This window comes from Clostridium sp. ZBS15 (genome assembly GCF_023845705.1).
Taxonomy (GTDB): Bacteria; Bacillota; Clostridia; order Clostridiales; family Clostridiaceae; genus Clostridium; species Clostridium aquiflavi.
Map to the genome: position 1 here is coordinate 4,788 of NZ_JAMQHY010000040.1, position 21,090 is coordinate 25,877.

Annotated in this window: 20 protein-coding genes; 11 read left to right on the top strand and 9 right to left on the bottom strand. The window is 27.4% G+C overall.

Annotation, left to right across the window (positions count from 1 at the left end):
* Positions 1-88: 88 nt before the first annotated feature.
* Positions 89-1,228, bottom strand: a complete 1,140-nt coding sequence (gene nagA, locus NG904_RS12085) for an N-acetylglucosamine-6-phosphate deacetylase (protein ID WP_252231774.1) — start codon at positions 1,226-1,228, stop codon at positions 89-91.
* A gap of 176 nt (positions 1,229-1,404) precedes the next feature.
* Here nagA and NG904_RS12090 point away from each other — a divergent pair, with 176 nt between their 5' ends.
* The 10 genes from NG904_RS12090 (at position 1,405) to NG904_RS12135 (ending at position 10,302) form a co-directional block, all read left to right on the top strand.
* Positions 1,405-1,947, top strand: coding sequence for a hypothetical protein (locus tag NG904_RS12090; protein WP_252231775.1), 543 nt, complete (start codon positions 1,405-1,407; stop codon positions 1,945-1,947).
* 139 nt (positions 1,948-2,086) lie between these two features.
* Complete coding sequence (agaV, locus tag NG904_RS12095; RefSeq protein ID WP_252231776.1) at positions 2,087-2,563, top strand: PTS N-acetylgalactosamine transporter subunit IIB; 477 nt, start codon at positions 2,087-2,089, stop codon at positions 2,561-2,563.
* A gap of 59 nt (positions 2,564-2,622) precedes the next feature.
* Positions 2,623-3,390, top strand: coding sequence for a PTS N-acetylgalactosamine transporter subunit IIC (gene agaW / locus NG904_RS12100; RefSeq protein WP_252211847.1), 768 nt, complete (start codon positions 2,623-2,625; stop codon positions 3,388-3,390).
* The gene (locus tag NG904_RS12105; protein ID WP_252226607.1) at positions 3,380-4,228 is read left to right on the top strand and encodes a PTS system mannose/fructose/sorbose family transporter subunit IID; all 849 of its coding nucleotides are present in this window, start codon (positions 3,380-3,382) and stop codon (positions 4,226-4,228) included. Before agaW ends, NG904_RS12105 begins: the two co-directional genes overlap by 11 nt.
* Positions 4,229-4,444: 216 nt before the next feature.
* Positions 4,445-5,170, top strand: coding sequence for a GntR family transcriptional regulator (locus tag NG904_RS12110; protein WP_252211849.1), 726 nt, complete (start codon positions 4,445-4,447; stop codon positions 5,168-5,170).
* Positions 5,171-5,222: 52 nt separating this feature from the next.
* Entirely contained in the window at positions 5,223-6,386 is a 1,164-nt protein-coding gene (locus tag NG904_RS12115) for an SIS domain-containing protein (protein ID WP_252231777.1), read from the top strand.
* A gap of 174 nt (positions 6,387-6,560) precedes the next feature.
* Positions 6,561-6,992, top strand: a complete 432-nt coding sequence (locus tag NG904_RS12120; protein ID WP_252231778.1) for a PTS sugar transporter subunit IIA — start codon at positions 6,561-6,563, stop codon at positions 6,990-6,992.
* Between the two features lie 44 nt (positions 6,993-7,036).
* Entirely contained in the window at positions 7,037-7,894 is an 858-nt protein-coding gene (locus NG904_RS12125) for a tagatose bisphosphate family class II aldolase (protein WP_252231779.1), read from the top strand.
* Between the two features lie 303 nt (positions 7,895-8,197).
* The gene (locus NG904_RS12130; RefSeq protein WP_252231780.1) at positions 8,198-9,124 is read left to right on the top strand and encodes a 1-phosphofructokinase family hexose kinase; all 927 of its coding nucleotides are present in this window, start codon (positions 8,198-8,200) and stop codon (positions 9,122-9,124) included.
* Between the two features lie 200 nt (positions 9,125-9,324).
* Positions 9,325-10,302 (top strand): type I phosphomannose isomerase catalytic subunit, encoded by a 978-nt coding sequence (locus NG904_RS12135; RefSeq protein ID WP_252231781.1) that lies wholly within the window; start codon positions 9,325-9,327, stop codon positions 10,300-10,302.
* A 44-nt stretch (positions 10,303-10,346) separates the two neighbouring features.
* Here NG904_RS12135 and NG904_RS12140 read toward each other — a convergent pair whose 3' ends face one another.
* Positions 10,347-10,907, bottom strand: coding sequence for a class IV adenylate cyclase (locus NG904_RS12140; protein ID WP_035785088.1), 561 nt, complete (start codon positions 10,905-10,907; stop codon positions 10,347-10,349).
* A 162-nt stretch (positions 10,908-11,069) separates the two neighbouring features.
* On the opposite strand from NG904_RS12140, the gene NG904_RS12145 reads away from it, so the two are divergent.
* Positions 11,070-12,110 (top strand): nucleoid-associated protein, encoded by a 1,041-nt coding sequence (locus NG904_RS12145; RefSeq protein WP_252231782.1) that lies wholly within the window; start codon positions 11,070-11,072, stop codon positions 12,108-12,110.
* A gap of 125 nt (positions 12,111-12,235) precedes the next feature.
* On the opposite strand, the gene NG904_RS12150 is transcribed toward NG904_RS12145, so the two are convergent.
* The 7 genes from NG904_RS12150 to argH form a co-directional block, all read right to left on the bottom strand.
* Entirely contained in the window at positions 12,236-13,852 is a 1,617-nt protein-coding gene (locus NG904_RS12150; RefSeq protein ID WP_252231783.1) for a sensor domain-containing diguanylate cyclase, read from the bottom strand.
* A 474-nt stretch (positions 13,853-14,326) separates the two neighbouring features.
* Positions 14,327-15,247 (bottom strand): ornithine carbamoyltransferase, encoded by a 921-nt coding sequence (gene argF / locus NG904_RS12155; protein WP_061308179.1) that lies wholly within the window; start codon positions 15,245-15,247, stop codon positions 14,327-14,329.
* Between the two features lie 93 nt (positions 15,248-15,340).
* Positions 15,341-16,522 carry an acetylornithine/succinylornithine family transaminase gene (locus tag NG904_RS12160; protein WP_085322711.1) on the bottom strand — a complete coding sequence of 394 codons (1,182 nt, stop codon included), beginning with the start codon at positions 16,520-16,522 and terminating at the stop codon, positions 15,341-15,343.
* A 13-nt stretch (positions 16,523-16,535) separates the two neighbouring features.
* On the bottom strand, positions 16,536-17,390 hold the full coding sequence (gene argB, locus NG904_RS12165) for an acetylglutamate kinase (RefSeq protein WP_017826788.1): 855 nt from the start codon (positions 17,388-17,390) through the stop codon (positions 16,536-16,538).
* 32 nt (positions 17,391-17,422) lie between these two features.
* The gene (gene argJ / locus NG904_RS12170) at positions 17,423-18,646 is read right to left on the bottom strand and encodes a bifunctional glutamate N-acetyltransferase/amino-acid acetyltransferase ArgJ (RefSeq protein ID WP_053342498.1); all 1,224 of its coding nucleotides are present in this window, start codon (positions 18,644-18,646) and stop codon (positions 17,423-17,425) included.
* 19 nt (positions 18,647-18,665) lie between these two features.
* Positions 18,666-19,700, bottom strand: coding sequence for an N-acetyl-gamma-glutamyl-phosphate reductase (gene argC / locus NG904_RS12175; RefSeq protein WP_053342499.1), 1,035 nt, complete (start codon positions 19,698-19,700; stop codon positions 18,666-18,668).
* Complete coding sequence (gene argH / locus NG904_RS12180; RefSeq protein ID WP_085322712.1) at positions 19,693-21,090, bottom strand: argininosuccinate lyase; 1,398 nt, start codon at positions 21,088-21,090, stop codon at positions 19,693-19,695. The genes argC and argH overlap by 8 nt, the downstream gene beginning before the upstream one ends.

Here is a 21,090-nt window from a genome sequence, read left to right on the forward strand (position 1 = left end):
AAGTCCAATTACAATGCCACCTTACATATTGCATATATCAACATATAGTTAAAACAGAGCCTTTAATTTCTTTTAAATAAAATACCTTTTAATAAAATTCTTTTCCTGAAATAAACACTTTCTTTATGTTTATATTATCATCGAATAATATTAGATCGGCATCGTAACCTTCCTTAATTAGTCCTTTATGATCAGCTATCTTACAATGTTTAGCTGGATTATATGAAGCCATTTTTACAATTTCATTTAATGGTAAATCTGAATTTTTGTAGATATTATTAACAGCTTTATCAAGGGTTAAAACAGAACCAGCTAGAGAGCCAGACTTAACTCTTGCAGCACCATTTTTAACAATAACGTCTTGCCCACCTAAATAGTATTTTCCATCAGGCATGCAACATGCCATCATGGCATCAGTTATTAACAAAACATTATCGGTACCTTTTTGCTTATAAGCAATTCTCAATGCAGGATATGAGATATGAATTCCATCCGAAATGGTTTCTGTTTTAATATCACTATCAAATATAGCACCTACAATTCCAGGACTTCTATGAGTAAAGAAAGGCATTGCATTATAAAGGTGAGTTGAATGAGTAGCACCACATTTAATTGCATGTATTGTTTCTTCATAAGTAGCTTTTGTATGTCCTAATGAACATACAATTCCATTAGCAGAAAGATATTTAATTAAATCATTAGAACCAGAAAGTTCTGGTGCTAATGTAAGTGAAATAACAGAGTCTTCACAATCCTTAACCATAGATTCATAAGTAAATATTGATGGTGGCAAAATGTAATCTGGATTTTGAGCTCCAATTGCATTTGGATTTATAAAAGGACCTTCTAAATGAGCTCCCAAAACATGAGCACCTTCTGAACCTTTTTCTTTTAATAATTTAATAGCTCTCATAGATTTATTAATATCACTAATTGAAACAGTCATAGTAGTAGGCACAAAGGAAGTTGTACCATGCTTAGCTATTGTTTTTGCAATTGTATTTATAGAATCGATTGTTCCGTCCATCGTATCACATCCACCAGCGCCATGAATATGTGCATCAATAAATCCAGGTGAAAGGTATAAACCTTTCGCATCTATAATCTGATTAATCTCATTATTAGTAAAACTAGAGGGATTAATTTTTTTTATCTTACCATCTTGAATAATAACAGAGCCTTTTTCTATTTTATCTAAATAAATAATGTTACAATTTGTAATTAACATTTTTAAAACCTCCTAAATACTTAAAGATATTATTGAAAAAAATTTAATATGTATGTAATAAGAATCCTAAAAAGATAAAAAAGTCCTTTAATATTTAATTATTTTACATAAATTGTAAAACAAGGTTATAATTCTTTAAAAATAAAATATAATTAATTTAAAAGGAGGGGGTTTTTATGCAATATTTTAACTTTATTTTATTAGCAATAGTTTTATCTTTTTCAACAATATATATTTATAATATATTTGCTTTAAAAAGTGCCGGAAAGGAAAGCATAAAGGTTTCTTTATTATTAATGTTATTTAGTACTCCTATAGCTATATGTATACTTATAGTTATGAGTTTATTCTTAAAATTGGCAAACTGGACATTACCAGTTGACATTTCTAACTATAAAATATTCATTGTGTCTTTTGCAAGTGTGTTTGTAATTTTTATTGGAGAGTTTATTATAAAGACATTTTTATCTGGTACAATAAGTAGTTATTTTAATAGAAAATATAAAGAAAAAAATTTATCAGAAAAGCAAATGCTTAACATAATTAGAGAAAAACATAGAATTATAGAGATATTAAAAGTTATTTTAATGTTTTTGATTAGCTGTATTATATATTGGGTATTATTAAGCATTTTAAATATTATAGGTATTATATTTATTGTAATGGTTTCATCTGTAATTACAAGTATGTTATATTTTTTTATGTTTAAGAGTAATTAGAATTTTTTCTAAAATAGATTTATTTAAATAAAATAATATAATTAAACATGTTGACACATCTTTTGTAAAGGTTTAATATTTAAGTATGGTAATTACCAATTATTAGAAAACAAACTGGTATTTATAGGAGGGGTGAGAAGTGCCAAACATATTAATGACTAGAATTGACAATAGACTAGTACATGGACAAGTAGGAGTTACTTGGGTAAATCACCTAGGGGCAAATTTACTTGTAGTAGCAAATGATGAGGTGGCTAAAGATTCTGTTCAACAAAATTTAATGGAGATGGTCATTCCAGATACTATAGGGATAAGGTTTTTCTCAATACAAAAGACTGTAAATATAATAAACAAAGCAGCACCAAGACAATTAATTTTCTTGGTATGTAGAACTCCACAAGATGCAGTAAGATTAGTTGAGGGAGGAGTTCCTATAAAAAATATAAATATAGGTAATTTACATTTCAGTGAAGGAAAGAAACAAATTTCTTCTACTGTTTTTATAGATGAAAGTGATAGACAAGCTTTTAGAAGACTCAAAGAATTAGGAGTTCAACTAGAAATAAGAAGAGTACCTGATGAAGCAATAGATGAAGATATTTATAAACACATATAAATCCATAAAATTAAAAATATTTTTATTATCAAAAAATATATTAATGAAGGAGGAACATTATGTTTGTTAAAGCTTTATTAATTGCTATTTGGGCAGGTATTGCAGGTATAGATTTATATGATGGATTACTTCATATACACAGGCCAATAGTAACAGGACTTGTAGTTGGTTTAATTTTAGGCGATGTAAAAACAGGGCTTATAGTTGGAGCCGCATTAGAACTTGTATTTATGGGTATGGTTCCACTTGCAGGAGCACAACCTCCTAATGTAGTTATTGGAGGTATTATTGGAACAAGTATAGCTATTTTAGGTAAATTAGAACCACAAGCAGCTGTTGGAGTAGCAATACCATTTGCTGTAGCTGTACAAGCTGCTATAACATTTATTTTCACATTATTTTCATTCTTTATGCATAAGGCAGATACTTATGCAGAAAATGCAGATACAAAAGGTATAGATAGAATTAATTATATGGGAATGCTTTGCTTATTTGTATTCTACTTTGTAATTGCATTTTTACCAATATTCTTTGGTGCAGACAAAGCAGCAGAGATTGTAAGAGCAGTACCTGAATGGTTTATTGATGGATTAAAAGTAGCAGGTGGAGTAATGCCAGCAATCGGATTTGCAATGTTATTAAAAATCATGTTAAAGAAAGAATATATGGCATTTCTTATTATTGGTTTCTTATTTGTAACATACGGTCATATTTCAATTTTAGGATTAGCTTTAGTTGGCTTAAGTATAGCATTATATGATTATTATTCAGCTAGTAATAAGAAAGTAGTAAAAGTTGCAGAGGAGGAATATGAAGATGGAATCTAATGTAGCATATAAAGAACCTACCCCTAAAAAGGTAATTACTAATAAAGATTTAAATCATATGGTTTGGCGTTCACTTTTTTTACAAGCATCTTTTAACTATGAAAGAATGCAAGGTTGTGGATGGCTTTATGGATTAATACCAGGATTAAAGAAGATTCATACAAATAAAGAAGACCTTTCCCAAGCAATGAAAGATCATATGGAATTTTTTAATACTCATCCATTCTTAGTAACTTTCATTATGGGATTAGTACTAGCAATGGAAGAAAATAAAGAAGATAGAAGCACAATAAGAGCAATAAAGGTTGCAACCATGGGACCTTTAGGTGGTATTGGAGATGCATTATTTTGGTTAACAGCATTACCAATTTGCGTTGGTATAGGTGCATCAATGGCTATGGAGGGAAATGTAGCAGGACCTATAGTTTTCCTAGTAATGTTTAATGCACTACATTTCTTTTTAAGGTTCTTTTTAATGAAATATGGATATAAGACAGGAGTTAAGGCACTTTCTTCATTAAAAGAACAAACAAAGAAAATATCTCATGCAGCATCAATATTAGGTTTAACAGTTGTTGGTGGATTAATAGCATCAATGGTTAATTTAAAGACAACAATGGTAATTTCAGCAGGATCTGCTAGTGGTGATTCAGCAATAAAATTACAAGAAGGCGTTTTAGATCAAGTAATGCCTAATATGTTAGCTTTAGGATATACATTTTTAATGTATAAGTTATTAAAGAAGGGATATTCACCAATTAAATTAATAACAATTACAATTTGTTTAGGTTTAATTGCAAAATTTATAGAAGTAAAAACAGGTTTTGCTATATTATAATGGATAAGTTTCAATAGATAAATTTCTGAATTTTGGATGGAGTATTAGCTCTGTCCAAAATTTAGAAGTTATTAAGTTAGATATAGAAAATATCTATAAAAGTATTATAAATAAAGGGATAACAATCATTAAAGAGTACTAAAATCAGTTTCTATAATTAATAAGAGTATGTTATAATTAGAAAAAATTAGGTTAAATTGAAAGAGGTATATTCACATGAATAAAATTGATAAAAGTTCTAAAATTCCATTATATGCACAATTAATGGATATTCTTATTAATCAAATAGAAAATTATATGGAAGAAAATGATCAATTAGATTCAGAAAGAGAAATTTGTGATAAATATGGTGTCAGTAGAACAACTGTAAGACAGGCATTAGATGAATTAGAAAAGCAAAAATATATATATAAAGTTCACGGAAAAGGGAATTTCATATCATCAAGAAGAGTGGAACAGGACTTGATAAAAGTTTATTCATTTACTGATGAAATGAGAAAACTTGGGAAAAAACCAATTTCAAAATTGTTAAACTTTGAAATTGCAGAACCTGATAGTAAAATATTAAGAAAATTAAAGTTAAAAGAAAATGAGCTTGTATATAAAATAACAAGAATAAGAATAGCTGACGATATTCCAATGATATATGAAGTAACATATTTACCATATGATAAGTTTAATGGTATGACTAAAAAAGATTTAGAGGAAAATCCTCTGTATGAAATTTTTAAGAATGATTTTAAAGTTCATATAACATCGGCTGAAGAAGTGCTTGAAAGTGTTTCAATAAATAAATTGGAAAGTATTTATTTAGATGTATCACAAGGAGAACCAGGGTTAAAAATTGAAAGAACAACATATGAAAATAAGCAAGTTATTGAATATACAGTAAGTATTGCAAGAGGGGATAAATTTAAATATAGAGTATGTTTAAAAAATTAGTAAAAATTTATATGCACTGGTAATTACAATATAGCCAGTATGGGAGGGTATTATGATTTTTGGAAAAACTGTTGAAGAGTTAGAAAAATTAAAAGCAATAAACACATCAAAAGAAATAATGCAACAACCTGATTTATGGAAAGAGACATATAAGATAATTTATGATAAAAGAGATGAAATTAAATCATTTTTAAAGAAAAATATATCAAAGAATACAAGAATAATATTAACAGGTGCTGGAACTTCGGATTATGTAGGACAAACAGCTTTATTAGAACTTAGAAGTAAAATAAATGCACGAATTGAAGCTATAGCTACTACTGATTTAGTATCAAATCCTAAGGAATATATGGAAAAAGATACTCAAACTATTTTAATATCCTATGCAAGATCAGGAAATTCACCAGAAAGCGTTGGTGCATATGATTTATTTGAAAAAGATATCACCAACATATCACAAGTGGTAATTACCTGTAATGAAGGCGGTGAATTAGCAAAGAAGGCTATTACAAATAATAATAATTTAGTATTGCTTATGCCAACAGAATCAAATGATAAAGGATTTGCTATGACAAGTTCTTTTAGCTGTATGCTTCTAGCAACAATATTAATGTTTGATATAGATAATATAGAAAATAATAAAACTTTTGTAGATTTAGTGTCAGAACAAGGAGAAGATATTCTCGAAAATAATTGGAATGATGTTTGTGATTTAGTTAATTATGAATGTAATAGAGTTGTTTATTTAGGCTCAGGAATACTAAAAGCTTTGTCTCAGGAAATGGCATTAAAAGGATTAGAACTTACAAGTGGAAAGATAGTAACAATATTTGAATCTGTTATGGGCTTTAGGCATGGTCCTAAGTCAATAATTAATGATAAGACTTTAATTATTATTATGAATTCTACAGATAAATATACTAATCTTTATGATTTAGATTTAATAAATGAGATATATAATGATTCGGGAAATCATAAACTTGCAGTAATAAGCTATGAAAATAATGAGAAATTAAAAGATATATGTGATAAATGCATTGAAATAAATGGAGCAAGTGTACCAGAAATTTATACAGTATTTAATTATATTTTATTTGGACAAATGTTTGGGTTATTTAACTCAATAAAGCTAAAAATATCTCCAGACAATCCAAGACCAGATGGTACTGTTAATAGGGTTGTTAAAGGGGTACACATTCATAAACAAAACTTTTAGTTTCTAAGATTTTAATTTATATAATTTTTTGCATATATTTTAAGTGAATGTTGATATTATAGATAAAGCAAATTCCAATACCAGTTCGCTCTATGCTATATATCAACATTGTTTTTAAACATAGACTGATTTTAAATATATAAATTAGATAAATATGGAATAAGGGGGATAGCAATGATAGGATTGGTTATTGTTGGACATGGATTTTTTCCAGAAGGAATACTTAATTCAGTAAAATTAATTGCTGGAGAACAACAAGAAGTTATAGGCGTGAATTTTGAAGGTGGACAAGGATCAGATATTTTAAAGAGGAATATTGAAAATGCAATCAATAATCTTAATACAGATGAAATATTAATTTTAGCAGATTTAGCAGGGGGTTCTCCTTTTAATGTATCTGTTATTATTAGTGAAAAAAGAAAAGATAAGAATATTAAAGTTATCTCTGGTATGAATTTACCTATGGTTCTGGAGGCATCTTTATCAAGAAATAATTATACTATGGAAGAATTAGTTGAATCGGTAAAAAATGCTGCCACTATAGGAATTAAAGAGTATAAGAGAAATAAAATTAAAGAAACAGTGGAAAATGATGATGGAATATAATTGCTAAAAAGTTGAATTAAGATTATATGAGAGGAGATAGGTTTATGCATAAAATACTTTCAACAAAGCAAATGTTATTAAAAGCTCAAAAGGAAGGTTATGCAGTACCAGCTTTTAATATACACAATCTAGAGACATTACAAGTAGTTGTTGATACAGCAATGAAAATGAGATCACCTGTAATTATAGCAGGAACACCATCAACCATAGAGTATGCAGGGGCAGCTTATATAGAAGCAATGGCAGAAGTAGCAGCTAGGAAGTATGATATACCAATAGCCATTCATTTGGATCATTTTGAGGATATAGATGAAATAAAAAAGAATATTGATATTGGATTTAGATCATGTATGATTGATGCATCTAAAGAAGAATTTAAAGTTAATATTGAAAAGGTAAAAAAAGTTGTGGAATATGCCCATGAATATGATGCAACTGTTGAAGCTGAGCTTGGAAAACTCGGTGGAAAAGAAGATGACTTAATAGTATCTGAAAAAGATTCAATGTATACAAATCCAGAGGATGCAGCAGAATTTGTTAAAAGAACAGGGGTAGATTCTTTAGCTGTAGCTATAGGAACAGCACATGGATTGTATAAAGGAAAAGCAAAATTAGATTTTGAAAGATTAAAAGAGATAAGAAGTAAGGTTAATGTACCTTTAGTATTGCATGGTGCATCAGATGTTCCTGATGAATTAGTGAAAAAAGCAATTTCACTTGGAATATGTAAGGTAAATATAGCTACAGATTTGAAAATACCATTTTCAGATGCAGTAAAAGAATATTTTAAGGAAAATCCTAATGCAAATGATCCAAGAAAGTATATGATTCCAGGTAAAGAAGCTATGGCAAAAATAGTAGAAAACAAAATAAAAGTTTGTGGAAGTGCTAATAGATATTGAGGTGTATGCTATATTTTAAAATAGTGTTTATATTATAGTATAAAGCTCATGGACAGAGGAATTTACTTTAAGAACTCTAGAATAAAGAGTAGTCCAATTAATGCATGCTCCCAATCAAAGATTGTTGACAAGCAATTAATTTGACAAATCTTCATTAAGAGTTCTAAAAAGCAAATTCCAATGCCAGTTCGCTATTATACTATAATATAAACAGTTAATTAAAACATAGCTTGATAATTTTATTATAAATATAGGTCTTGTGAGTTAGATACACGAGATATTACGGAAAGGTAAGTATATAATATGATATTGGTTATAAATCTTAATGCTTCTATAGATAAAAGATATGAGATAGAGGATATACAAAAGGGAAAGGTAATGAGGGCTAGGCATGTAGAGAATACTCCAGGTGGAAAGGGATTACATGTAGCTAATATAGTTAATATATTAAATGAAGAGTGTGTTGCGACAGGTTTTCTTGGAGGAAAGAGTGGAGAATTTATTGAAGAGAAACTTAAGTATTATGGAATAAAGAATGATTTTGTAAAGATAAGTGGTGAAACAAGAGAGTGCTTGGCATTTATTACAGATGATTTTATTCAAACAGAAATACTTGAACCTGGACCAGAGATTACAATTGAAGAAAAAAATAATTTTATAAATAAGTATAATGAATTAATAGAAAAAGCAAATATAATTGTAGCATCAGGTAGTCTTCCAAAAAATGTACCAAAAAATTTTTATAGAGAGCTAATAGAATATGCTAATAAAAAAGGAAAAAAATTTTTATTAGATGCTAGTGGTGAACCCTTAAAAGAAGGTGTAGAAGCAAAACCTTATTTTGTTAAACCTAATAAAGATGAGATAGAAGATTTAACTGGTAGAAAGATTTTGTCTGAAGAAGATGCTATAAAAGAAATAAGGATTTTGAGTGAAAAAGGAATAAATTTTATTACAATTTCATTGGGAGCAGAAGGATCAATTGTTAGATTTGAAGATAAAATTTATAAAATAAATATTCCTAAAGTAGAAGTTATAAATCCTGTAGGTTCAGGAGATGCATATGTTGGTGGCATAGCAGTAGCACTTGAAAGAGGCTATGATATTATAGATACTTTAAAATTAGCATCAGCTTGTGGAACTGCAAATGCAATGGAAAAGGAAACTGGGTTTGTAAATAAGGATGTAGTAGAGAAATTATTTAATAAAATTATTGTTAAAGAATTATAGTGTAATGTCAAAATATTTTTTACTATACAAAATGGATTGAATTGCTTTTGCATTTAAAACAGAGCCTAATTATATAATGAACGTGTGAATTCTTCGGAATTCACATTTTTTAATATATAAGAAATTTTTATTATATTATAGTTAGTATATAATATAATTATAATGATTAGAAATACTAATATATTCGATAGGAGGACAATATGTATCCAATTAAATTTAAAAATTTATACTATGATAGAATATGGGGCGGAAATGCTCTAAAAAAATTTAGAAACAATATTCCAAATGGAGTGATAGGGGAAAGCTGGGATGTTGCATGTCATCCAAATGGAGTAGGTGAAGTAGAAAATGGAAACTTAAAAGGTAAAAAATTTGATGAGATAATTAATGAATTTAAAGAAAAACTTATTGGCGAAAAAATTGATATAGAGAAATTCCCTTTATTAATTAAATTAATTACATCTGGAGATAAACTATCAGTTCAAGTTCATCCAAATGACGAATATGCAAATAGGGTAGAAAATGAATTTGGTAAAACTGAAGCATGGTATGTTATTGATGCTGAAGAAAATGCAAGCTTAATAGTTGGCACAAAGGATTGCGATAAAGAAATATTTAAAAAAGCTATTAAAGGCGGAAATTTAGATAAATATTTAAATAAAATATCTGTAAAAAAAGGTGACTTTTTTTATGTACAAAGTGGATTAGTTCATGCCATATGTGAAGGTGTTTTAATAGCAGAAATTCAACAAAGTAGTGACATTACATATAGGGTTTATGATTATAATAGAGGCAGAGAAATACATGTAGAGAAAGCTCTAGACGTTATTGATTTTTCTTTAGAAGGAAAGAATTCAAAAGGAATTTTAATAGAAAAAGAAAATTATAAAAAAACTTATCTTTGCTTAAGTGATTATTTCACAATTCAAAAATATGAAATAAATAATTATGTTAAAGAGGAAAGTGATATAAATAGATTTTATTTATTTACATGCGTAGATGGCTGCGGAACTATAAAATATAAAAATGGTGAAGAAAAGATAGCTATGGGAGATAGTATATTCATACCTGCAACTATGGGAGAATATGAATTAATAGGAAACTTCACATTATTAAAGAGCTATGTACCAGATGTAGAAAAAGAACAAAATGAAATTTTAAGTGTAATAAAAAGATAAGGATAAGTCCAAGCTGGTGACTGTCACCAACTTGGACTTATTTTTTAAATTCCTTTGGGGGAATTTGGTGTGAAACCTCTTTCTGCTAAAATATCGTAAATCGTTTGAGAAGTAGTATCTTCTAGAGTATAACCTAGTAATTTAACTACTTTATCTAAGTTTTCTTCAGAAGTTGTTTCTATTTCTAAATATGGAAAAGGGCAAAATTTCTTTTCATTTATATCTATCTCAACTAATGAATCAAATATTTTATAGCTTTCTCTATATTTTTTATTAGATTCTTTTAATTTTAATCCTAAGGATTTAAAAATACCTTCTGCCATTTTTTTATCATTAACTATAACTTCATTTTCTTCCATGACTTTAAAGCGTTCTTGTGAAAGCATTTTTTTTGTTGTCATATAATAAACTACTTTATTATTTATGTTGTCAGTTACTGTTCTTATACGAGCATACCCTTTATTATTTAAAAGTTTTCCATCCTCAAAATCGTAAATATCATTAATTTGATCTTCTTTCTTTATATTTTCTGCTCCGTTGTCTATAAGAATTTTTCTAATATTGTCTATATCTATATCCATAATTCTAGTTTCAATTTCTTGCATATATACTCCTCCTATATTAAAATTTTAATGCAAATTAAAATTTATGTTTTAAAAATCTAGTTTTATAATTTAATGTTATAATATAATTCTGAGTAATGCTAGTATCATAAGAATTATTTTGATATTTATGCTAATAATTAATTATATAGGGAGTAGATAATCATGGAATATATAAATGAAATTAATATAAATGAAGCAGTAATACATATATTGGATAGAAATGCATCAGAACCTGTCCTAAATGAATTTACATTGGAATTAAATGATGAGATATATAAATATTTATATAAGCATTTAGAAAAATGTTTTAAGGATGAAGAATTAAAATCAGGTGTATTTATTCAAGGAACTAATAGTGTTAGAGAATCTGTACAAGATTATTTAAATGGAATAGATGATGATTTTATTACTTTATCAAAAAAATTGGCAAGACAGCTATTTGTAATTATGCAGATGGATGAAAATATAGAATCATGTGATTTGATAATAGTATCAATAACTACAGATAAAGGTCCTATGATAGGTGTTCTTAAATTGGATTACATAAAGAATTTCACCCATGAAATTCAGTTTATAGATGAAAAAATAGGAATAGGAATAGTGCCTCAAAGTGCTGGACTTCCAGGTGGCGGTCAAAAAATACAAAAAGCAGCATTCATAAAGCCTTTTAGAGATGACGATAGATTTAACTTAATGATATTAGATAAACAAAGAAAAAACAAAGAAGATAATGAACTTGGAATAAACTATTTTGTTAATGATTTTTTATACGCTAAAGTTATTACTAATGAAAGAGATATGACAAAGACATTTTTAAAAGCCACAGAGGATTGGACTAGAAAAAATATATCCAATGATGCATCAAAGGCAGAGAAAATTAGAACAACAGTTAAAAGTAAACTAAAAGAAGAAGATAGTATTAATATAGATGAATTATCACAAGAGCTTTTTAAGGAAAACTCAGAAGAAAAAGTGAATTTTTCTAGCTTTGTTAAAGGAAAAGGCTTAGATGAAGAAGTAGTCGTAGATAAGACGTGGGTAGAAAAAAAATTAAAAAGAGTCAGATTAAATATAGATAAACAAATTGACATATATTTAAATGAAGAAGTATATCATGATGAAAGTAAATTTGAAATTCAAAGAAATGGTGATGGAACAATAAATTTAGTTGTAAAAAATGTTATGAATTATATAGAAAAGTAATATTAAATTTACAAGAAATAAAATAAGGCTATGTTTTAAAACAGTGTTGATATATGCAATAGGTGAAGTTCAATTACTCCGCCCACTTTGCTTATGCATATATCAACACTTTGCTAAAACATAGATTAAAATAAATATTTATTAGGTAAATTTTTTTTTGTTTCTTTTTTATCTATATACATTAATTTATCAGCCCTTGTTATCAAATCAGTTATTTTATTATCTTCATTAATTTTAAAATTATCATATCCTAAAGCTACACTTATTTTTAAAGTAGAGTTTGAGTTAAATTTATTAATAGAATTATATAAATCAGAAATCTTACATTCTAATGAACTTTTAGAAATATCATTTACAATAACAATAAATTCATCTCCACCTGTACGATAGGAATTACCAATACTATTAAAAGTATCTTTTAAAATTTTAGAAAATGAAGTTATAACTGTGTCTCCACTAGCGTGACCTAGGTTATCATTGACAAATTTTAAATTATTTAAATCCATAGATATGCACCAAATTGAAGAAAAATCATTTATATTCTTATCTATAAAAGTAATCTTTTTTTCAAAAGCAGCTCTGTTTTCAAGATTCGTAATAGTATCTGTAAAAGCCATTTTTTCATAGACACTAGATTTTATTGATAATTTATAATAATTAAAGTACTTATTAATAACATACCATAATTGTATTACTATGAATATTAAAACACCTATTTGAAATAATATACCGTAATAATGAGGTATATGAAGATAAAATAATATTATATCTATTGATGTACCTAATATCATAGGAACTATTGAAATAGTAAAACACTTACTACTAAAAGACCTATCATGCCAAGATAGAATCATAATATAAAGTGATAATATACCATTGATCATTATTAATATGTGAGAGCTAATTAACATACTTCTTAAATCTAATATGCCAAATAAAGTTAGCAATGATTGGATAATGAAATTAATAATCATTGAATAAGTAGTTATTAATAATGGCTTTGTATATTTTTTATTTGTAGTTTCTATCATTATCATTACTATTGGAATACCAACTAACATTAAAGGCATAAATGTTAGATTGTTAAGCAAATAAGTATTTGGAATCAATATTTGCATAATATTTATTTCTGAAATTGCATATATAGAAGATAGTAATGCAAAGATGCCTATATATAACAAATGAAATATATTATTTTTGTTTTTATAAAATGCAATTGCTGATATAACAAATATTGATAAAGTGAAAGTTATAAGCAAAAAAATAATTACATAATTTAATACTTGAGAAGAAATTAAACTATGAATTATAGAAGTTTCATTTCCTATAATTGGTGGTTTGATATCATAAGGCAATGAAAAGTTTGATTTCATTTCAACTACAAATTTAAGTTCTTTATATTTAATATTAGAGTCTAAAGGTATCATATGTAATGTATTGTTACCTTTGTTTTTGAATTTTTCATAATCTGAAAAAGCAGAACTATAAATTAAGTTATCATCTAAGTATACATTTACATTAGAAAAGCCAATACGTAAACATAACATGTCAGAGTCTTCATCTAAATCTTCATCTAATATTTTAGAAAAAGAATAAGTAGTATTGTGATGATATTTAAGATTCATAGGAAAGTTTACAATGGTTTTAATATTGTTAAAAGAATTTTCTAAATTCCAATTATTTGCTAAGGTTATTGCATTATCATCAATATATTTGATTTTATAATCTTCTTTAAAACGCAATGATGAAATAATTGATAAAAAAATATAATTAAAGAAAAAATAATTAAATTTAAAGTTACTTTTTTGTTTAGAATATTCCTATTGATGAAACTATTCATTTAATCACCACCTAACGCCACATTAATTTAATCAATATAAATTTATGTAGTTTATTATAAAAATATATAAATTTAGCTTGAAACTTTTTTCTATTATTAGTGTGTTATGTATTATTTAGATTATTCATTGTATTAGTTTATATAGTAAATTATATCACATTTAATAATATACATGTATAGACAAATACACATAATTATTGAATAAAATTTGTAAAATTATAGAATTTAAAAGTTAAAAGAGATAGTTAACCTTGAATAGTATCATATTTAAGTAAGTACAGCTTGAAGAGCTAATACATTATATACTTAAAAAATATCCATTCACTTACAATAAGTTTAACTATCTCTTTTATTAAAAAATGTTTTTAATTATTTATTATTTCATAAATTTAACAAGTACAGCTTTCTGCGCATGTAATCTATTTTCAGACTCATCAAATATTTCTTTAGAATGTTCTTCTAAAACTTTTGCTGTAATTTCTTCTTCTCTATGAGCAGGCAAACAATGTAGAACAATTGCATTACTTTTAGCAAGATTCATTAATTCATCATTGACTTGAAAGCCATTAAATGCTTTTATCCTTAAAGTTTGTTCTTCCTCTTGCCCCATACTTGCCCAAACATCTGTGATTATTACATCAGCATCTTTTGCAGCTTCAAAGGGGGAAGTAGTAGATTTTAAATTTACACATTCTTTTTTTGCAATCTCTTTGGCTTTAGATAAGTAAGTTTCATTTACTGTATAATCTTTTGGTGAAGCAATAGAGAAATTCATACCAACTTTTAAACAACCAATCATTAAAGAATTAGCCATGTTGTTTCCATCACCAATAAATGCAACATTTAAACCTTCAAGAATGTTTTTATATTCTCTAATTGTCATTAAATCAGCTAATACTTGGCATGGGTGTTCATCATCAGTTAAGCCATTTATTATAGGAATGGAAGAATATTTAGCTAAAGTTTCAATACCATCTTGAGAAAAAGTCCTGATCATTATTCCATTTAGAAATCTTGATAAAACTCGTGCAGTATCTTCAATAGGTTCGCCACGTCCTATTTGTAAATCTCTATTGCTTAAAAATAATGCATTTCCTCCAAGCTGATACATGCCAACTTCAAAAGAAACCCTAGTTCTAGTTGATGATTTTTCAAATATCATACCTAAGCTTTTTCCTTTTAAATGTTTATGTTCAATTCCATGTTTTTGTTCGTATTTTAATTGATCCGCTAAATTTAAAATTTCTAAAATTTCTTCTTTAGACAAATCATCCATTTTTAATAAATCTTTTTTCATAATATAGCCCCCATTTATAATTTAATAAGTTTTTAATGTATAAAGTAATTAAAATATATAGAATTGGTTAAATTGTTAGCTGAAAATCAAATTTTATTTAATCGAATTTAACACATCAAGCAGAGTGCACAATCCTTCATGTAATTGATTTTTAGAAATTATTAAAGGTGGTAGTAATCTAATTACATCTTTTCCAGCAGTTAATACAATGAGTCCATTTTTTAAAGCTTCATGTTGAATTAAAGAAGGAGAAATATCTACTTGAATTCCAAGCATTAATCCACTTCCTCTCACAGATAAAATATGAGGATTATTTGATTTTTTTAATATATCTTTAACAAATTCTCCTTTTTTATATATTTCATCAAATGAATTTTCACTACAAAGTTTCTCTAATACAACTAATGCGCCAGAGCAAGCAACTGGATTTCCTCCAAAAGTTGAACCATGATCACCTGGAGTGAACACATTTTCAAGTTTTTCAGAACAAAGAACTCCACCAATTGGTAATCCACCACCTAAACCCTTAGCAACAGTAACTATATCAGGTTCAACATCAAAATTATTGAATCCAAACATTTTACCAGTTCTAGCAATGCCACATTGAACTTCATCAAATATAACTAAAATATCATTATCATTACATATTTTAACAACTTGTTCAACAAAATTTTTATCAAGTGGAAGAACACCACCTTCACCTTGAATTGCCTCAAGGATTATTGCACAAACATCAGTATTAAGATGATTTTTAAAATCTTCTATATCATTAGCTTTTACATAATCAAATCCGTCTGTAAAAGGGTAAAAGTACTGATGAAATTTCTCTTGGCCAGTAGCTTTTAAAGTTGTTATGGTTCTTCCATGAAATGATTGTACTAATGAAAGAATTTTATTTCTACCATAGCCATATTTATCATAGCTATACTTTCTAGCAAGTTTAATTGCACCTTCATTAGCTTCAGCACCAGAATTTGCAAAAAATACTTTGCTCATATTAGATGTTTCAGTTAATTTTTTTGCTAATTTAACAGTAGTATTGTTATAAAATATGTTTGAGTTATGTTGAAGTGTCTTTAATTGAGTAGTTGTAGCTTGAATCCAATCCTCATCATTGTATCCTAAACTATTTACACCAATTCCACTTGTAAAATCTAAATATTTATTATTATTTATATCATAAAGATAAACTCCATCACCATAAGACATTACAGGTTCTAAAAAGTTATAAGAGTTTATTAAATGATTTTTTGCTTCATTAAAATTATAATTCATATTAATAGCCCCCTTAATAAATCATTGTACCAATACCTTCATTTGAAAATAATTCAAGAATAAGTGAGTGAGGAACACGTCCATCAATTATATGGGTTCTTTCAACACCCATTCGTATTGCTTCAACGCAGCAATCAATCTTGGGAATCATTCCACCTTTAATTATTCCATCTAAACAAAGTTTTGGAATTTGATGTAATCTAAGTACATTAAGTAGGGAAGTTGAATCTTTAGGGTCAACAAGCACACCAGGAACATCTGTAAGTAATATTAATTTTTCAGCATTTAATGCAGAAGAAATTTTTGAAGCACATATATCAGCATTTATGTTATATGCTTTATTATCATCTTCACCTAAAGCAACACTTCCAACAACGGGGATATATCCAGCGTTTAATGCTGTTTTTAAGATATTAGTATCTATTTTTGTTATTTCACCAACATATCCTAAATCAATATCTTTTTCTAGTTTTTTAGCCCTTATAAGGGATCCATCCATTCCACAAAGACCAATAGCTTTACCGCCAAAGGTCTCAATTAAAGAAACTAAATTTTTATTTACCTTGCCACCCAATACCATTTGAACTATCTCTATTGTATCTTCATCTGTATATCTCAATCCATTTATAAATTCGCTTTGTTTACCCAACTTATCTAAAAAATCTGAAATATCAGGGCCCCCACCATGAACTATAACTGGATCTATACCAACGCATTTCATTAAAATTATATCGTTTATAACAGTTTCTCTTAATTCATCACTTATCATTGCATTTCCACCATATTTAACAACTATTGTTTTACCATAATATTTTTGAATATAAGGTAATGCATTTACTAATATTTTAGCTCTTTCATTATGATTCACTTAGAATCGCCCCCTAATAGAAATATTAAAAATTAACTTCTATATTCACCATTTATTTTCACATAATCATAACTTAGATCACAGCCCCAAACGCATGCACTAAAGTTACCTAAGAATAAATCTACTTTAATTATAATTTCATCTTGCAATAAAATTTCTCGTGCTTTTTCTTCATCAAAAGATAAAGAAGATCCATTTTCACAAACTTTTATCGATCCAGATGAACTTTCGAAATAAACATCGACTTTTTCAGGATTAAAATCAACCTTTGCATATCCAAGTGAACATAAAATTCGTCCCCAATTAGCATCGCTACCGAAAATGGCTGTTTTAACTAAATTAGAATTTATTACGCTTTTACCAAGTTTTACAGCATCTTTTTCTGTAGATGCCCCCAATATTCTACATTCTATTAACTTTGTAGCACCTTCACCATCTTTAGCAATTTTTTTTGCAAGCTTTACATTTAAATCATTTAATGCCATTAAAAAAAGATTATAGTCTTCATCTTTGTCTTTAATAATTTTATTTTCAGCTAGACCATTAGCTAAAATAATAACCATGTCATTAGTACTAGTGTCACCATCAACACTAACTCTGTTATAACTTAAATTAGTACTAGTTTTTAATGCTTCATCTAATAGTTTAGGCGAAATATTTAAATCAGTAGTTATAAATGAAAGCATAGTCCCCATATTTGGTTCAATCATTCCAGACCCCTTTGCCATAGCAGCTAAAGTTACTTTTTTATCACCAATGTATAATTCTAAAGCTAATTGTTTTTGAAATGTATCAGTTGTCATAATAGCAGATGCAGCATCATGATAACCTTCTTTAGATAATGATTTTGTAAGAAGAGGAAGACCAGATTTTATTGCATCTATATTTAGTGGAACCCCAATTACCCCAGTAGAAGCAACTAAAACCTCGTCAGTTTTTATTTTTAATTCTTTTGCTTGAAGATTAGCAGTCTTTTTTGCTTTTTTCAAGCCATCCTCACCATTACATGTGTTAGCATTACCACTATTAATTACAATTGCTCTTGCTTTTTTATTAGTTAAATGTTCCTTAGTGATATAAAGTGGTGCCCCTTTTACTTTATTTTTTGTGTAAACTCCAGCACCATTTGCCTCAACTTCTGAGTAAATTAAAGCTAAATCTTTTTTCATAGTGCTTTTCTTTAATCCACAATGTATGCCAGAAGCTAAAAACCCTTTAGGAGAAGTAATCCCCCCATCAATATAATTAAATTTCAATTTTATAACCCCCTTTTTATTAAAATGCTGGTGAAATTAAGTTTAGTCCTTCATTTTCTTTAAAGCCTAAAATAATGTTCATGTTTTGAATAGCTTGACCAGCAGCCCCCTTAATCATATTATCTATTGCACTTATAATTATTATTTGATCTTTCCTATGATTTAAGTGAAGTGAAATATGACAGTTATTTGATAATTTCACATTTTTTATTGAAGCAATATCTCCTAAAGGCAATACATTAACGAACTCTTTGTCTTTATAAAAATCTGTATATATTTTATGAATTGAATTAAGGTCTATTTTTTCTTTAGGAGTACAATAAATTGTAGATATTATTCCTCGATTTATTGGAAGTAGGTGAGGTGTAAAAGTAATAGTAACTTTAGTATTAGCTATGTTTGAAAGTATTTCTTCTATTTCAGGAGTGTGTCTATGCTCACCAATTTTATATGGTGCAAAGTTTTCATTTTCTTCAGGAAAATGTGTATTTAAACTTAGTGATCTTCCAGATCCAGTAGTACCAGATTTGGAATCACAAATAATCCCATTTGGTTTAATTAAAGAATTTTTTAATAAAGGAATTAAGCCAAGTTCTATACTTGTTGGATAGCATCCAGGATTAGCAATTAATGAAGATTTTCTAATTTTTTCTTTATTTAATTCAGGAAGTCCATAAATACTTTGTTTATGAAGTTTAGGATGAGAAAAATTTTTTCCATACCAATATTTATATTCCTCTTCATTACTTAATCTAAAATCTGCCCCCATATCAATACAAATTTTATTATTTTCTATTATTTTTTTTGCTATATCTTCACTTAATCCATGAGGTAATGCAGTAAATATAACATCATTTTTTTTAATAACTTCATTCATATTTGTACATATTAAATTTGTTCTACCTAAAAAATTTTTATATATAGAATCAAGTTCTTGTCCATCAAAAGAAACGGAGCTTATAGCTCCAATTTCTATTTGTGAATGATTTAATAATAATCTTAATAATTCAACACCAACGTATCCAGTTGCTCCTATTATTCCAATTTTAATCATACATTTCATCCCCTTTGAATTGGTGTATAAATTCTTGTAGTTCTTTTATTTGAAATTTCACTGATTCTCTAGAGGGTCCACCTATGACTTTTCTCTCTTCAACACAAGTATATAAATTGATGGCATCATATACATCTTCTTCAAAAGTAGGAGAGTACTCTTTTAATTCAGCAAGCGTTAAATCTTCAATCATTTTATTATCTTTTATACATTGGAGAACTATTTGTCCTACTATTCCATGAGCATCTCTAAAGTAAGAGCCTTTTTTTACTAAATAATCAGCTAAATCAGTTGCATTAGTAAAACCTAGAGCAGCACTTTTTTTCATATTATCTTTATTTATTTTCATTGTTTTAATCATTCCAGCAAATGTTTTTAATGATAGAGTAACAGTATCTAAAGCGTCAAATAAAGCTTCTTTATCTTCTTGCATATCTTTGTTATAAGCTAAAGGAATACCTTTCATTACAGTTAAAAGTGTTATAAGATCACCATAAACTCGACCAGTTTTACCTCTTATTAATTCAGCAACATCTGGATTCTTTTTTTGAGGCATTATACTGCTTCCAGTGCTATAACTATCATCAAGTTCAACGAAATTAAATTCTCCTGTACACCAAAGAATTATTTCTTCAGAAAATCTTGATAAATGCATCATAATTAGAGAAAGTGCAGATAAAGTTTCTATTACATAATCTCTATCTGAAACAGAGTCTAAACTATTTAATGTGATTTTAGAAAATCCAAGGTCTTTTGCAACCATATATCTATCTATTGGATAAGTAGAAGTAGCTAAGGCACCGCTTCCTAATGGCATTTCATCTGTTCTTTTATAAGCATCATTTATTCTTCCAATATCGCGTTTAAACATTTCAGCATATGCTAATAAATGATGAGATAGTGTTATTGGTTGAGCTTTTTGCATGTGTGTATATCCTGGCATGATGGTTGATATATGTTCTTTTGATTTTTCTAATAAAACTTCTTCTAAATATAAAATATCTTTTCTTAACTTTACTAATGCTTTTTTTAAATATAATTTTAAATCTAATGTTACCTGATCATTTCTACTTCTTGCAGTGTGAAGCATTTTTCCATATTCTCCAATGTAATATGTTAAAGTACTTTCTACAAAACTATGAATATCTTCAGATGTTAAATCTATATTAATAACATCATTGTCCATTCTCTTTAAAATTTCTAAAAGTCCTGAAGTTATTTTTAAGCTGTCCTCTTTTGAAATTATATTTTGTTCTCCAAGCATTGATGCATGAGCTAAACTTCCTTCAATATCTTCTTTATACATTCTTGAATCTATATTTATAGATGAATTAAAATCATTAACTAATTCATCAGTTCCTTTTTTAAATCGTCCGCCCCAAAGTTTCAT

Coding starts and splice junctions, on each gene's coding strand:
- nagA (WP_252231774.1), bottom strand. CDS start 1,228: ATGTTAATTACAAATTGTAACATTATTTATTTAGATAAAATAGAAAAA.
- NG904_RS12090 (WP_252231775.1), top strand. CDS start 1,405: ATGCAATATTTTAACTTTATTTTATTAGCAATAGTTTTATCTTTTTCA.
- agaW (WP_252211847.1), top strand. CDS start 2,623: ATGTTTGTTAAAGCTTTATTAATTGCTATTTGGGCAGGTATTGCAGGT.
- NG904_RS12105 (WP_252226607.1), top strand. CDS start 3,380: ATGGAATCTAATGTAGCATATAAAGAACCTACCCCTAAAAAGGTAATT.
- NG904_RS12110 (WP_252211849.1), top strand. CDS start 4,445: ATGAATAAAATTGATAAAAGTTCTAAAATTCCATTATATGCACAATTA.
- NG904_RS12115 (WP_252231777.1), top strand. CDS start 5,223: ATGATTTTTGGAAAAACTGTTGAAGAGTTAGAAAAATTAAAAGCAATA.
- NG904_RS12120 (WP_252231778.1), top strand. CDS start 6,561: ATGATAGGATTGGTTATTGTTGGACATGGATTTTTTCCAGAAGGAATA.
- NG904_RS12125 (WP_252231779.1), top strand. CDS start 7,037: ATGCATAAAATACTTTCAACAAAGCAAATGTTATTAAAAGCTCAAAAG.
- NG904_RS12130 (WP_252231780.1), top strand. CDS start 8,198: ATGATATTGGTTATAAATCTTAATGCTTCTATAGATAAAAGATATGAG.
- NG904_RS12135 (WP_252231781.1), top strand. CDS start 9,325: ATGTATCCAATTAAATTTAAAAATTTATACTATGATAGAATATGGGGC.
- NG904_RS12140 (WP_035785088.1), bottom strand. CDS start 10,907: ATGCAAGAAATTGAAACTAGAATTATGGATATAGATATAGACAATATT.
- NG904_RS12145 (WP_252231782.1), top strand. CDS start 11,070: ATGGAATATATAAATGAAATTAATATAAATGAAGCAGTAATACATATA.
- argF (WP_061308179.1), bottom strand. CDS start 15,247: ATGAAAAAAGATTTATTAAAAATGGATGATTTGTCTAAAGAAGAAATT.
- NG904_RS12160 (WP_085322711.1), bottom strand. CDS start 16,522: ATGAATTATAATTTTAATGAAGCAAAAAATCATTTAATAAACTCTTAT.
- argC (WP_053342499.1), bottom strand. CDS start 19,700: ATGATTAAAATTGGAATAATAGGAGCAACTGGATACGTTGGTGTTGAA.
- argH (WP_085322712.1), bottom strand. CDS start 21,090: ATGAAACTTTGGGGCGGACGATTTAAAAAAGGAACTGATGAATTAGTT.